At 65.3% G+C, this 13,078-nt stretch carries 11 protein-coding genes; 6 read left to right on the top strand and 5 right to left on the bottom strand.

Annotated elements, in window-relative coordinates; translation table 11 throughout:
* From DH10_RS33575 to DH10_RS33560, 4 genes are all read left to right on the top strand, one after another.
* On the top strand, positions 1 to 726 hold a 726-nt coding region (locus DH10_RS33575), incomplete at its 5' end, for a hydantoinase/oxoprolinase family protein (RefSeq protein ID WP_281423887.1).
* Between the two features lie 4 nt (positions 727 to 730).
* On the top strand, positions 731 to 2,716 hold the full coding sequence (locus DH10_RS33570; RefSeq protein ID WP_192247212.1) for a hydantoinase B/oxoprolinase family protein: 1,986 nt from the start codon (positions 731 to 733) through the stop codon (positions 2,714 to 2,716).
* Positions 2,713 to 3,015, top strand: coding sequence for a (2Fe-2S)-binding protein (locus DH10_RS33565; RefSeq protein WP_192247210.1), 303 nt, complete (start codon positions 2,713 to 2,715; stop codon positions 3,013 to 3,015). Before DH10_RS33570 ends, DH10_RS33565 begins: the two co-directional genes overlap by 4 nt.
* Positions 3,012 to 4,379 (top strand): FAD/NAD(P)-dependent oxidoreductase, encoded by a 1,368-nt coding sequence (locus tag DH10_RS33560; RefSeq protein ID WP_192247208.1) that lies wholly within the window; start codon positions 3,012 to 3,014, stop codon positions 4,377 to 4,379. Before DH10_RS33565 ends, DH10_RS33560 begins: the two co-directional genes overlap by 4 nt.
* A 53-nt stretch (positions 4,380 to 4,432) precedes the next feature.
* On the opposite strand, the gene DH10_RS33555 is transcribed toward DH10_RS33560, so the two are convergent.
* Positions 4,433 to 5,758: an NAD(P)/FAD-dependent oxidoreductase gene (locus DH10_RS33555; RefSeq protein ID WP_192247206.1), complete on the bottom strand. Its 1,326-nt coding sequence runs from the start codon at positions 5,756 to 5,758 to the stop codon at positions 4,433 to 4,435.
* A 223-nt stretch (positions 5,759 to 5,981) separates the two neighbouring features.
* Here DH10_RS33555 and DH10_RS33550 point away from each other — a divergent pair, with 223 nt between their 5' ends.
* On the top strand, positions 5,982 to 6,458 hold the full coding sequence (locus tag DH10_RS33550) for an Lrp/AsnC family transcriptional regulator (protein ID WP_127220635.1): 477 nt from the start codon (positions 5,982 to 5,984) through the stop codon (positions 6,456 to 6,458).
* Between the two features lie 13 nt (positions 6,459 to 6,471).
* On the opposite strand, the gene DH10_RS33545 is transcribed toward DH10_RS33550, so the two are convergent.
* A complete protein-coding gene (locus tag DH10_RS33545) occupies positions 6,472 to 7,413 on the bottom strand; it encodes a LysR family transcriptional regulator (RefSeq protein WP_192247204.1) in 942 nt (313 codons plus the stop codon).
* A gap of 72 nt (positions 7,414 to 7,485) precedes the next feature.
* On the opposite strand from DH10_RS33545, the gene DH10_RS33540 reads away from it, so the two are divergent.
* Positions 7,486 to 9,561: an NADH:flavin oxidoreductase gene (locus DH10_RS33540; RefSeq protein WP_192385818.1), complete on the top strand. Its 2,076-nt coding sequence runs from the start codon at positions 7,486 to 7,488 to the stop codon at positions 9,559 to 9,561.
* A 36-nt stretch (positions 9,562 to 9,597) separates the two neighbouring features.
* Here DH10_RS33540 and DH10_RS33535 read toward each other — a convergent pair whose 3' ends face one another.
* Genes DH10_RS33535 through DH10_RS33525 form a run of 3 tightly spaced genes read right to left on the bottom strand, consistent with a single transcriptional unit; the run spans position 9,598 to position 13,048 of the window.
* The gene (locus DH10_RS33535; RefSeq protein ID WP_192247202.1) at positions 9,598 to 11,253 is read right to left on the bottom strand and encodes an ABC transporter ATP-binding protein; all 1,656 of its coding nucleotides are present in this window, start codon (positions 11,251 to 11,253) and stop codon (positions 9,598 to 9,600) included.
* A complete protein-coding gene (locus tag DH10_RS33530) occupies positions 11,250 to 12,101 on the bottom strand; it encodes an ABC transporter permease (RefSeq protein ID WP_192247200.1) in 852 nt (283 codons plus the stop codon). The genes DH10_RS33535 and DH10_RS33530 overlap by 4 nt, the downstream gene beginning before the upstream one ends.
* Complete coding sequence (locus DH10_RS33525) at positions 12,098 to 13,048, bottom strand: ABC transporter permease (protein ID WP_192247198.1); 951 nt, start codon at positions 13,046 to 13,048, stop codon at positions 12,098 to 12,100. Before DH10_RS33525 ends, DH10_RS33530 begins: the two co-directional genes overlap by 4 nt.
* Positions 13,049 to 13,078: the final 30 nt, after the last annotated feature.

The following is a 13,078-nucleotide window of genomic DNA, read 5'->3' as shown; positions in this document are numbered from 1 at the left end:
TTGCGCGAATTCACGCTGATGCCCTTCGGCGGCGGCGGCCCGATGCTCGGCGCCTTCCTCGCACGCGAGCTCGGGATGAAGCGCGTCATGGCGCCGCGTCGCCCCGGCGTGGTGTCGGCGCTGGGCGGGCTGGTGGCTGATCTGCGCGGAGACTTCATTCGCACCATCTTCAGCCCCCTGTCGGATAGGTCGCTCCCGGCAATCCGCGAGGCCTTCGAGGCGCTCGCGCGTGAGGGCCGCGACTGGCTCGCGGCGCAGGGGCATGACGCGGCGGCGGAACTCAGCCTCTCCTGCGACATGCGCTATGTCGGGCAGAGCTACGAGATCGAGGTCGTCCTTTCGCCGGAATGGCTGGTAGACTGCGACATGGCCGCCATCGAGCAGGCCTTTCACCTCACCCATGAGCGGCTCTATGATTTCCACGACCCCGAGGGCGAGATCGAGCTTGTGAACGCCCGGCTGTCGGCGATCGGCGCAGGGCCGGCACTCTCCTTCCCGGAGACCGACGAGATCGAGGCCCCGGCCAATCCGGCGCGCCGACTCCCGGTCTATACGGGCTCGCGCGTCGAGACCGTTGACCTGCACGACCGGCAGACGCTCGTGCCGGGCACCACGTTCCACGGTCCTGCCGTGGTGGTGCAGGAAGACACCACCTTTGCCATCCCGGCGGGAACGCAAGCACGCGTTGATCGCCATCTCAATCTTCTGCTGACCTTCGCGGAGTGACGCCTTGTTTGACCGCACAAACCTTCAGGTTCTGGCGAACCATGCCCGCGCGGCGGCCGAAAACATGGCCCATACGCTGCACCGCACGGCGCACTCCGCCTTCGTCAAGGAGACGCAGGACTTCACGGTGATGCTGATGGACCGTTCGGGGGCGACCTTCGCCGTGCCGATGGAACTCGGCGCCACCTGGTATCCGGGGCTTTCGTATCACCGCGCTATCGCCATGGTCGACGACTACCGGCCCGGGGACGTCGCCTTCACCAACGATCCCTATTCCGGCCATGTCGCTACGCATGCGCCCGACACGCATCTGTGGAAGCCGGTTTTCGTCGACGGCGAGATCGTCGCCTGGACCGGAGGGCACATCCACAACACGGACATGGGCGGGGCAGTACCGGCTTCGCTCAGCCGCGCGCTGACCGAGATCCATCAGGAGGGTATCCGCTTTCCGCCCATGAAGCTGGTGAGGGAAGGCGTCTTCGACGAGACGATCCTGCGGATCATGAGCACCAATGTGCGCAAGCCCGAGCTCAATATCGGCGACATCAAGGCGCTGGTCGGCGCGCTCAACACAGGCGAGCGCAAGATCCAGGCGATGGTGAGGAAGTTCGGCAAGGCAGGCTTCATCGAAGGCGTCGACGCGCTTCTCGACCATGCGGAGGCGCAGGCGCGCGACGCGCTGCGCTCCATGCCCGACGGCACATGGGAGTTCGCCGATTACGCCGACGAGGATTCGGTCGAGGCCAATCCCTGCCGGCTGAAGCTGACGCTGACGATCAGGGGCGACGAGGCGGTGCTCGACTTCACCGGCTCCGATCCGCAGCTCGGCTCCTCGCTCAACGTGCCTTCGGGCGGCGACCCTCGACACACCATGCTGCTGGTGGGCGTCTATTACGTGCTTTATACGCTCAACCCGAAGATCCTGCTCAACACGGGCCTCACCCGGCCTTTCGCCTGCATCACGCCCCAAGGTTCGGTGCTGAACCCGGTCCACCCCGCTGCCGTGGGCATGCGCTCGCTCACCTGCGCGCGGCTGCGGTCGGTCATCTTCGGTGCCTTCTCGCAGGCAGTGCCGGAGCGGCTGCCCGCGGCTCCGGCCGGCAACAACTGCATCATTAACGTCATGACCACCGACGAGCGCACCAGCCGGAGCGTCATCGCGGCGGTAAATCCCGTGGTGGGCGGCGGCGGCGCGATGCCGCATCGCGACGGGACCAATGGATCGGGCGCCGATGCCGCCTATCTCAAGAACACGCCGATCGAGATCACCGAGACCGAAACGCCAGTCGAGTTCGTGAAATACGGCCTCGCTAAGGATAGCGGCGGTGCGGGCCGTTGGCGCGGCGGGCTGGCGACCGAGATGGCTTTCCGCGTCTTCGCGCCCGACTCCAGGATCACGGCGCGCAACCGCGACCGCAGCTTCTTCCGTCCCTGGGGGGTGCTCGGCGGCAAAGCGGCCGGCCTGTCGGACATGGTCGTCAATCCGGGAACCGGCCACGAGCGGCAGTTGGGCAACATCGACACGGCGGTGCTGCAGCCCGGCGACGTGCTCGAGATTCATTCCGCCGGAGGCGGCGGGCGCGGCGATCCGCATGAACGCGAGCCTTGGCGGGTCGCGCAGGATGTACGGCGCGGCTATGTCTCGGCAGCCTCGGCCGAGCGCGATTATGGCATCGTCATTCGGGACGGCGAAATCGACGAGGAGGCGACGGAGCGTCTGCGCGCGCGGCATAAGCCGTCCACTGGGCATTTTCATTTCGGTCCAGAGCGCGAAGGCTACGAAGCGCAGTGGACGCGGGCGTCCTATGACCAGTTGCACGCTCTGCTGAACGCCTTGCCGATCCACTGGCGGTTCTTCGCCAAGACGGAGATCTTCCGCCGCATGAAGGGGCGCTCGGGGCCGGAGGGTGTTCAGGCGGCCTTCGATGAGGTCTGCGAACGCTTCCCTGAACTGCCTCGTCCGGGGCCGGTGCGGGAGGCCGCGGAATGATCACGGCCGGCCGCATCGTCCGGCTGGCCGAGCGCGACCGGGCACAGGTGCAGTTCTTTCTCGATGGTGAGATGCGTCATGCGCTGACGGGCGATACCGTGCTGACCGCGATGTTGGCTTCAGAGAGTGCGTTACGAAACTCCGAGTTCGGACCCGAACTGCGCGCCGGCTTCTGCCTGATGGGAGCCTGTCAGGATTGCTGGGTGTGGCAGGAGGAAGGACCGCGCCTGCGCGCATGCTCGACGCCTGCCACCGAAGGCATGCGGTTGCGCACGACGCCGCCGGAGAGCTGGCCGTGAGCGAGACGTCATCGCCGCGGATCGTGATCGTGGGTGCGGGCCCCGCCGGCATAAGAGCCGCGGCGACGCTGGTCGAGGCAGGGCTGCACCCGGTGGTGATCGACGAAGGGCAGCGCGCGGGCGGGCAGATCTATCGCCGCCCGCCTGCCGGGTTCGTCCGCACGTCGGAAGAGCTCTACGGGTCGGAGGCGGCGAAGGCGCGTGCGCTGCATGCGCTCTTCGACCGGTTGGCCGAAGAGGGGCGGCTCACCCATTGCGCGGGCAGCTCCGTCATCGCCGCGCACGAGGGGCGGCTGCACGTGCTGGGGGAGGGCGACGTGGAGGTGATCGGCTATGACCGGCTGATCCTTGCCACGGGCGCGTCCGACCGTGTCGCACCTGTCCCCGGCTGGCAGAACGGAGGCGTCTACAGCCTCGGCGCGGCGCAGATCGCGCTCAAGGCGCAGGGTGTGGCACTTGGGCGCCGGATCGTTCTGGTCGGGTCGGGTCCTTTGCTGACGCTGGTCGGCGCCCAGCTCGTCAAGGCTGGAGCGAATGTGGCGGCGGTGCTGGACACCTCTCCTTGGCGCCAGCAGATGCGGGGGTTCTGGGGCCTTGCCGCCAGTCCGGTCGTCGCGCTGCGCGGTCTGGCCCTGCGAGCGAGGCTCGGCGGGCGCTATTATGCGGGCGCGACGCTCGAGCGGATCGAGGCCGATGCGTCGGGCGTCTCGGCGGCGCGCTGGCGCGATGCAGGCGGCCGGGAGCACCTCACCCCGTGCGATATGATCGGCATGGGCTGGCATTTGCGGGCGGAGACGCATCTGGCAGACCTGACGGGATGCGCCTTCACCTATGACGAGCAATGGCGGCAATGGCTGCCGATGACCGACGAGATGGGTCGGGCCGGCGACGGCGTCTACCTCGCGGGCGACGGGGTTCGTCTCCTCGGCGCGGACGGAGCGGAGATCGCGGGACGTCTTGCCGCGGCGGCCTGCCTTAGCGATCTTGGGCGTCCGACCTCTTGCGTCCGTGCCGATCTGCGCAAGCTCGCGCGACTCGAGCGCTTTGCCCGCGGTCTGGCTTGTGCCTTTCCCTGGCCAGCCGCGATGGTGCGGGCGCTACCCGATGAAGCGATCGTCTGCCGCTGCGAGAATGTGACTGCCGGAGCCGTGCGCGAGGGCGCGAATTTCGGCGGCGGTGAGGCCAACCGGGTGAAGTCGCTTTCACGGGTCGGCATGGGGCGTTGCCAGGGGCGCTATTGTCAGCTGGCTGCTGTTGAGCTCGTCGCGGCGCAAGGCGGCTGTACGCCCGACGCGGTCGGCCGCTTTCGCGGGCAGGCCCCTGTCCGGCCGGCGCCGATCGGCGCCTTTCTTCGGGAGGGCTGATGCAGTTCCGGAATCCTCACCTGCCAAGCGATGACGGAATATCGAGCTTGAGACTAGAAGTCGGCGACTTTCCCCCAGGCCGAAGCATCGAAGCGCCGCGGGTCGTAGGACTTCGGATCGACGATCGGTTCCGACCCGGTCATCAGATCGGCGACGAGATGCCCGGCGCCGGGCCCGATACCAAAACCGTGTCCCGAAAATCCCGCAGCCAGAAAGAAGCCTGGAACGGTATGGGTCTCGCCGATGGCAGGCACGCCGTCCGGCGTGCTATCGATGTAGCCGGCCCAGGCCGCGCTGATCCTGGTCTGGCGCAGCGCCGGCAAGAGCTCGAGCGCCCGGGCGTGGGTCAGGCGGATGGTCGCCCGGTCCGGCGCCGGATCGAGGATGCGCATCCGCTCCATCGGCGTCGGCCGGTCGAGCCGCCAGCGTTGCAGCGTCTCGTGGCCCGAACGCATGCCTTGCAGCCCGCCGGGCGCGAGGCTTCGCCACCGCTTCAGGAACATGGGCAGGAATTGCGAGGAGAAGCGCAGCTGCTGCGGCGTCACATCCACGCGTCCGCGCCCGCTTATGGCGAGCGTGTAGCCGCCGTCGCCTCGACGCGTGGCCGAAATCCGTGCCGTGTGCAGCGCATCCGGCAGACCCTCCGCGCCGGGCGAGACGGACAGGATGGAGGAGCGGACGGACGCCTGCGGAAAGCGGAAGCCGAACTGATGGCAAAAGGAGGACGCCCAGGCGCCGCCGGCCATCACCGCCACCTTCGTGCGGATGGTGCCGCTTTCCGTGACCACGCCGCTCAGGCGCCCGCCCTCGGTCTCGATACCACGCGCGGCGCAATTCTGGTGCACGCTGTTCCCGAGCTTGACGATGGCGCGCGCAACCGCGGGCGCGGCCTGCGATGGATCGGCGGTGCCGTCGGTCGGCGAGAAGACGCCGCCCTTCCAGCTCCGGCCCGTGGCGCGGCCGCGCTCGCCAGCCTCGGCGCTGTCGAGCATATGCGTGGTGACGCCGGCCGTTCTGGCGAAGTCACGCCAGCGCGCCCAGCCGGCGAGTTCCGCCTCGTCATTGCTGAGGTAGAGCAGGCCGCAGCGGCGAAAGCCGGTATCTTCGCCGGTCTCCGCTGCGAAGCTGTCCCACAGATCGAGACTTCGGGTTGCCATCGGCAGCTCGCGGGCGTCGCGGTTCTGCTGGCGGCACCAACCCCAGTTCCTGCAGGACTGCTCGGCCCCGATGCGTCCCTTTTCGACAAGCGCGACCCTCATGCCGCGCCTGGCCAGGTAGTAAGCCGAAAAGACACCGACGATGCCGCCGCCGATCACCACCGCGTCCGCGGATTGCGGCAGTTCGCCGTACGTCTCGATTTGCTGCAGCGGCGCGCGCATGGTCCTCTCTGTCCTGAAAATTCAATCTACCGCGTTGCGCACGCAGCCGCTGCTGCAGTTAGGGCCGAGGCAGAATTTTATTCCGACGAGCTCGCAGAATTCGGGAGTCCCTGCGTTTCAAGCGGCACCCGTTCGGATGGACAGGCCATCGGGCTGTGGTAGTGTCGATGGTCATCTACAAGGCAGCATTTTGTGCTGTAGCACCCTCTCGTGGAGACGGCCTGTGAAACTGGATCGGATCGATATCAAGATTCTTCACGAACTGCAGAAGAACGGCCGCATCACCAACGTCGAACTGGCCGAGCTGGTGCACCTGTCGCCGAGCCCCTGCCTGATGCGGGTCAAGAAGCTTCAGTCGGAGGGCTACATCGAAGGCTATTCCGCGCAGGTCAACATCGGCAAGCTCGGCCAGACGCTGACCGTGTTCACCGAGATCACGTTGAAGAACCACCGCCAGGTGGACTTCGCCCGCTTTCTCGCTGTCGTGGAGAAAATAGATCAGGTCATCGAATGCCACCTCGTCTCGGGCGGCTACGACTATTTGATGAAATTCGTGACCGCCGGCATCGGTGAGTACCAGACGATCATGGAGCGGCTGACCGACATGGATATCGGCATCGACAAGTATTTCAGCTTCGTTGTGCTGAAGTCCCCAATCGTCAAGGCGCACATGCCGCTGCCCAGCCTGTTTCCGATGTAGTCAGTACCTGTCGCTACAATATGTCAGGCCGCAATATCGGGTGCAGTGCTTTCAATTCGGCTTGCATCTCAGCGATCATCCAGGCGCAGATATCGGAGACAATCGGCCGCACCGGCCGTGAGCGCGGTGCAATCAGCTGATGGATCCGGCCAGTATTGATCTGCCTGTCCGAGGCTGGAACAAGCGTTCCCTGAAGCAGCGCCCTTGAAACATTGCTGAGCCAGCCGAGCGCCACGCCTTCCCCGTTCATCGCGGCCTGAAGGACGACTGCGTAGTCCGAGAATTCGAGCCATTTTGCCCTGCTGGTCTTGCGGTCGGCTACACTGCCCCAGGCGTCCAGCCACTGCTCCCTGGCGTCGGTCAGGTGGAGCAGGACATGACCCTCCCCGGTTCCGGCATGCATCAACCGACCATGGTCCGACAGATAGGATGGGCTGCACACCGGAACGATGATTTCCGGCGAGAACGCCCAGCGGTGATAATGCGTATTGTCATCGGCCAGGATCCTCGTGGCAAGGTCGACATTCTCGGCAGATCCTCGCAAAACGCCCGCGATCAGTTCGAACCTCAGGTCCACATCCGGAAATTTTGTGGTGAAGGCTCCCAGCCTCGGAACGAACCAATGCGTCACGAGTGAACTCGAAAGGGAGAGCGTGACGACTGGCCTCGCTGCGTTCTTCTCCTTTATCCTGCGGATGACTTCCTCGATCCCGCTAAATCCTTCGCGCACCGCCGACCAGAGTGCCCGGCCATCAGCAGTCGGGGTCAATCCCGTGGCACTTCGCGTGAACAGAGCCACGCCGAGATCGGCCTCGAGCTGAGCGATGCTGCGGCTGATGGATGGTTGCGTGACGTTGAACTCCCGCGCGGCCGCGGTAAAACTGCCCGACCGGGCGGCAGCCTCGAAGACAAGCAGCCCGCGCGCGGAAGGGACGAGTTTCGCAAAACCAGCCATACGCCCAGCGTATAGCTGCTCCAACAATTTTCAAGCTTTCTGCAGTCTCGCAAATAGCGAACTATAACCTTCATGAATGGCGAGGAACAGCACGTGAAGGCGGCGGCATCTAAAGCAGGCAGCGCATCCGGCGATCCTCTGCTTCAGCCGTTTCGGCTCAAAGGTCTGACGCTGCGCAGCCGCATCGTCAGCACCAGCCATGCCTCGATGCTGGACGACGGCGGTCTCCCGCTCGAGCGCTACCAGCGCTACCATGAGGAGAAAGCGCGCGGCGGCCTGGCGATGACCATGGCGGGCGGCTCGGCGATGACCTCGCCCGATTCGAGTTGGGGCGGCGGTCAACTGGACCTTTCGACCGATCGCATAGTCCCTCATCTCCAGTCGCTGTCGCAGCGAATTCATCGCCATGGCGCGGCCGTCATGTGCCAGGTTTCGCATCTCGGCCGGCGCGCCACTGCCTATGCCGGGAACTGGCTCCCGCCGGTGGCGCCGTCGCGCGTTCGTGAGACGCGAAACCGGAATTTTCCGAAGGAAATGGACGCGGCGGACATCGACAGGATCGTCAAGGATTACGCAAGTGCTGCCAGGCGTTGCCGGGACGGCGGTCTGGACGGCATCGAGACCGTAACCGGCGGCCATCTGATCGGCCAATTCCTGTCGCGCAGAACCAACAGACGCGCGGATGCCTTTGGCGGCTCGCTCGAAAACCGAGCGCGCTTCGGCCTGATGGTCCATGAGGCGATCCGTCGAGCTGTGGGCGACGACTTCGCTGTCGGCCTCCGGTTCGTGATCGACGAGGCGGTCGATGACGGGTCGGATTTCGAGGAATGCGTTGCCTTTGCCCGGCTGTTCGAGCAGGAGGGCCATATCGACTTCTTCAACTGCATCTTTGGGCGGATGGACACCGACCTGTCCTTGGCCGAGCAGAACATGCCCGGCATGTTCAGCAAGAGCGCGCCGTTTCTGCCGCTGGTTGGAGAGTTCAAGCGGGAAACCAGACTGCCCGTCATTCATGCCGCAGCGATCAGGGATGTAGCTACGGCGCGCCATGCGATCCGCGAGAACCTCGTCGACCTGGTCGGCATGACCCGAGCGCATATTGCCGATCCCCATATCGTCGAGAAGGTGATGCGGGGAGAAGAAGAACGCATCCGCCCGTGCGTCGGCGCGTCCTACTGCCTGTACAAGAAGGTCCACTGCATTCACAACCCCGCCAGCGGCCATGAAACGATCGTCAGCCATATCATTGACTGGGCCGAAACGCCGAAACGAGTGGTCGTGGTCGGCGGTGGTCCGGGCGGGATGGAGGCGGCCCGGGTCGCCGCCGAGCGCGGACACAAAGTGACCCTGCTTGAAGCCGGAGCGCGACTTGGCGGGCAGGTGCTCGTCGCGGCCGCCGCCTACGACCGCAAGGATCTCATCGGCATAGTGGACTGGCGCGCCGACGAGCTCGCCCGCCTCGGCGTCGAAGTCCGTCTCAACACCTATGCGGACGCCGATCTCGTTCTTGCCGAGAAACCGGACGCGGTCATCGTCGCCACCGGCGGCATTCCGGACATGGGATGGCTGGAGGGCGCTGAGCATTGCGACAGCGTCTGGGACGTCCTGACCGGGGTCGTGCCGGCGAAGGACGATGTGCTGATCTACGATGAGACCGGACGCCAGGCCGCGGTGTCCTGCGCTCTGCATCTGGCCCGCATGGGGCGCGTGGTCAGCTTGGCCATCGCGGATGACACGCTGGCGATCGAAACTCCCTATCCGGACAGGGTGAGTTTCCGCAAACGCGCCGCGGAACTCGGCATCCGGGTCGTCAGTGACCTTCGCCTGGTCATGGCAGCGCGCCAAGCAAACGGGATCGCCGCCAGGTTCCGGCATGAGCTCACCGGTGCAGAAACGGAAATGACCGCGGCCCAACTCATCGTCGAGCGCGGCACGGCGCCCGTGGAAGATATCTACCAGGAATTGCGTGTCCGCTCTGCCAATAACGGCGTCACCGACATCGCGCTCATGATGGGAGCGATGACCCAGGGGGACGATGGGCCTCAGGTTGCTGGATCGTTCGTCTTGCACCGCATTGGAGACGCGGTTGCCAGCAGGGACATCTACTCGTCGATCTATGAGGCCTACCGGCTCTGCTCGCAATTGTAGAAGCGGCGAAAGCTACATGCCTTGCCTGGAATTGCTCTAGCGGTGGCCGTACTGGCTGACGAGCTCCGGGTCGCGGACGAGGCCGTCGAGCCAGGTCGGATCGAGCTTTGGCACCGACGAGAACAGAAGCTTGGAATAGGGGTGGGTCGGCGCCTTCAACTTGTCGGGCGTGATCTGCTCCACTCTCTCACCATTGTACATGACCATGATCTCGTCACAGATGGCCTCGACGACGGAGAGGTCGTGGCTGATGAAGATGTAAGAGAGTCCCAGCTCGCTCTGCAGCTCCTTGAGCAGCTCGATCACGGCGGACGCCACCACCGTGTCGAGCGCCGAGGTGATTTCGTCACAGATGATGAGCTTGGGGTCTGCCGCCAGCGCGCGCGCGAAGTTCACGCGCTGCTTCTGGCCGCCCGAGAGCTCCGATGGATGACGGTAGCGCAGCGCCCTCGGCAGGCGCACCATGTCGAGCAGTTCGTCGACGCGCTTCGAGCGCGCGTGCCTGTCGAGCCCGTGATAGAAGGCTAGCGGACGGGAGATGATGTCCTCGACAGGCTTGGCCGGATTGAGCGCGGTATCGGCATACTGGAACACGATCTGCATCTCGCGCAGCTGGTCCTGGCTGCGTTTCCTGGCGGCGCGCTCCAGTTCTCTGCCGTCGAAGACGATCTCGCCGGCCGCCGCCGGATGGATGCCGGCGATGACCCGCGCCAGCGTCGATTTTCCGCAACCGGACTCGCCGATGACCCCGAGGTTGCGCCCCTTCTGCACGACCAGGCTGACGGAGTGGACGGCGCGGATGAGCGGCAGACCGTCGGCACGGACCGCCCCGTAGCCAGCCGTGAGATTGTCGACACGTAGCAGCGGCTTCGCAGCCGCATCTGCGTCCGCCTGCGCCCCCCGCGGCTTCGGTTCGAAGGCAGCCAGCAGTTCGCGCGTATAGGGGTGGCGGGCAGCCGAAAGGATTTCAGCCGTCGTGCCGGTCTCCTGCACTTCGCCGCCCTTCAGCACCACGATGCGATCTGCGATCTGGGCGACGACCGCGAGGTCGTGGGAAACGTAGACACCCGCTATCCCGCCCGCCTTCATGACCGACTTGAATGCTTTGAGCACGTCGATCTGGGTCGTCACGTCGAGTGCCGTCGTCGGCTCGTCGAAGATGACCAGCTTGGGATCGCCGATAAGCGCCATGGCCGCCGCCAGCCGCTGCAATTGCCCGCCCGAAACCTGGTGCGGATAACGGGCGCCGATCCCTTCCGGGTCTGGCAGCGACAAGGCCCGGAACAGCTCGATCGCGCGCTTTCGCGCCTGTTCGGGAGGCATCAGGCCGTGGATCCGCGTGACCTCGATCACCTGCTCCATGACCGTGGATGAGGGGTTGAAGGCGGCGGCGGCACTTTGCGGAACATAAGCAATGTCGGTGCCGCGCAACCTGGCACGTTCCTTTTCGGGAAGCGCGGCCATGTTCTTGCCGTTTACGTTGATCTCGCCGCCGGTGATCCGGCAGCCGGGCCGCGCATGGCCCATGAGCGAGAGCGCCACCGTCGTCTTGCCCGAGCCGCTCTCGCCGATCAGGGCGACGATCTCGCCGTCGCCGATGTCGAGGCTGACGCCCTTGATGATTTCAACCAGACGTCCGGCGTCGGTCGTCGCCTCGATCCTAAGGTTCCTGACCTCGACGAGATTGGTCATGCGTCCCTGTCCCTGATCTTCTGCGGCAGATTGTCGATCAGCAGGTTGACGCTGATGGTGAGGCTGGCGATCGCCAGCGAAGGCACGATGACGGCGGGAGCCGCGAAGGGCAGGCCGCCGATATTCTCGCGCACCAGCGCTCCCCAATCCGCGAGCGGCGGCTGGAGGCCGAGCCCGAGGAAGGACAGGCCGGAGAGCAAAAGCACGATGAAGACGAAACGCAGGCCGAAATCGGCCAGCACCGGACGGATGATGTTGGGCAGGATCTCGGACCCGATGAGATAGAATGTGTTTTCGCCGCGGACGCGGGCGACCGTCATGAAATCCATCGTGTTGATGTTGACGGCGAGCGCCCGCGCGAAGCGGTAGGCGCCGGGGATGTAGATGACGGCGAGCGTCAGGATCAGCACCGGGATCGACGAGCCGACCGCAGCGACGACCACAAGGCCGAACAGTTTGCTGGGAATGGAGTTCATGGCGTCGAGGAAGCGGCTGAGGCAAGTGTCGATCCAGCCGCCGGTGACGGCCGCTATCATGCCGAGCACGACGCCCGAAAAGCAGGCGATGCAGACGGCGGCGAGCGATATGCCGACGGTGTAGCGGGCGCCCATCAGAACCCGCGAGAGCATGTCGCGGCCCAGATAGTCCGAGCCGAGCCACAGTCCCTGGCGCATCGGGCCGAAATAGTCGTCGTCGACGATGTCGCCGATCGGATGGGGAATGATGTAGGGCGCGAAGATTGCGACCAGCGTCCACGCGAGGATGACCAGCGAGGCCACGACGCCGACGAGGTTGTAGCTGTGGCCCAGGAAGGACCGTCGGGAGGATACCGTGCGCGCCATCGTCATCTGAGCCTCGGGTTGGACATGATGGCGACGATGTCGGCGGCGGTGATGAGGAATAGATAACCGAGGCAGAAGATCATCGCGCAGCTCTGGATCAGCGGCAGGTCGCGGGTCGCGACCGCATCGACCATCAGCTTGGCGATGCCGGGATAGTTGAAGATCGTCTCCACGATGATGACGCCGCCGACCAGATAGGACAGCGACAGCGCGACCGCGTTGACGATCGGCCCGAGAGCGTTGGGAAGCGCGTGCCTGAGCACCATGCGGCTGCGCGAGGCGCCCTTGAGAAGCGCCATCTCGACATAAGGCGTGGAAAGCGTCTCGATCACCGCGGCACGGGTCATGCGGATCATTTGGGCGGAGATGACGAAGGTGAGCGTGATCACGGGCATCGCATAGATGCGCACGAGGTCGGTCAGCGAATGCGCCTCGTTGACCGAGGACAGCGCCGGCAGCCATCTGAGATAAACGGCAAAGAGCAGGACTGCCAGCGTCGCCACCATGAACTCCGGCACGGAGATGACCCCGATCGAAAGAATGGTGACGGTACGGTCGTAGAGGGAGCCGCGCAGCATCGCGGCGGTGATGCCGAGCGTCAGCGCCAGCGGCACCGAGATCAGCGTGGTGATGCCGGCAAGTTTCATCGTGTTGACGAAGCGCCCGCCGATCAGCGCCGCGACCGGCATGTCGTTGGCATAGGAGGTGCCGAGATCGCCCTGGAGCAGGCCGAGAAGCCAGCGCAGGAAGCGTAGGATCGCCGGGTCGTTGAGATGCATGGCCTCGCGCAGGCCGGCGACCGCCTCCGGAGTCGCCGCCTGGCCAAGCAGGATCGACGCGGTGTCGCCGGGCAACATGCTGGTGGCGAAAAACACGGCGAACAGGACGATCAGAAGGGTGACGACCGCGACTGCCAGCCGCTTCACCACGAGGTTGAGAACCCCAGACTTCATGGAAGCGCTCCCTGCGGTTGCGTATGGCCG

The organism is Mesorhizobium silamurunense (assembly GCF_014843825.1).
In the GTDB taxonomy this organism is placed as follows: Bacteria; Pseudomonadota; Alphaproteobacteria; order Rhizobiales; family Rhizobiaceae; genus Mesorhizobium; species Mesorhizobium silamurunense.
The sequence above is the reverse complement of the archived record's forward strand: the minus strand, read 5'-3'. Positions and strand labels throughout refer to the sequence as shown.

Coding starts and splice junctions, on each gene's coding strand:
- DH10_RS33565 (WP_192247210.1), top strand. CDS start 2,713: ATGATCACGGCCGGCCGCATCGTCCGGCTGGCCGAGCGCGACCGGGCA.
- DH10_RS33555 (WP_192247206.1), bottom strand. CDS start 5,758: ATGCGCGCGCCGCTGCAGCAAATCGAGACGTACGGCGAACTGCCGCAA.
- DH10_RS33545 (WP_192247204.1), bottom strand. CDS start 7,413: ATGGCTGGTTTTGCGAAACTCGTCCCTTCCGCGCGCGGGCTGCTTGTC.
- DH10_RS33540 (WP_192385818.1), top strand. CDS start 7,486: ATGAATGGCGAGGAACAGCACGTGAAGGCGGCGGCATCTAAAGCAGGC.
- DH10_RS33535 (WP_192247202.1), bottom strand. CDS start 11,253: ATGACCAATCTCGTCGAGGTCAGGAACCTTAGGATCGAGGCGACGACC.
- DH10_RS33530 (WP_192247200.1), bottom strand. CDS start 12,101: ATGACGATGGCGCGCACGGTATCCTCCCGACGGTCCTTCCTGGGCCAC.
- DH10_RS33525 (WP_192247198.1), bottom strand. CDS start 13,048: ATGAAGTCTGGGGTTCTCAACCTCGTGGTGAAGCGGCTGGCAGTCGCG.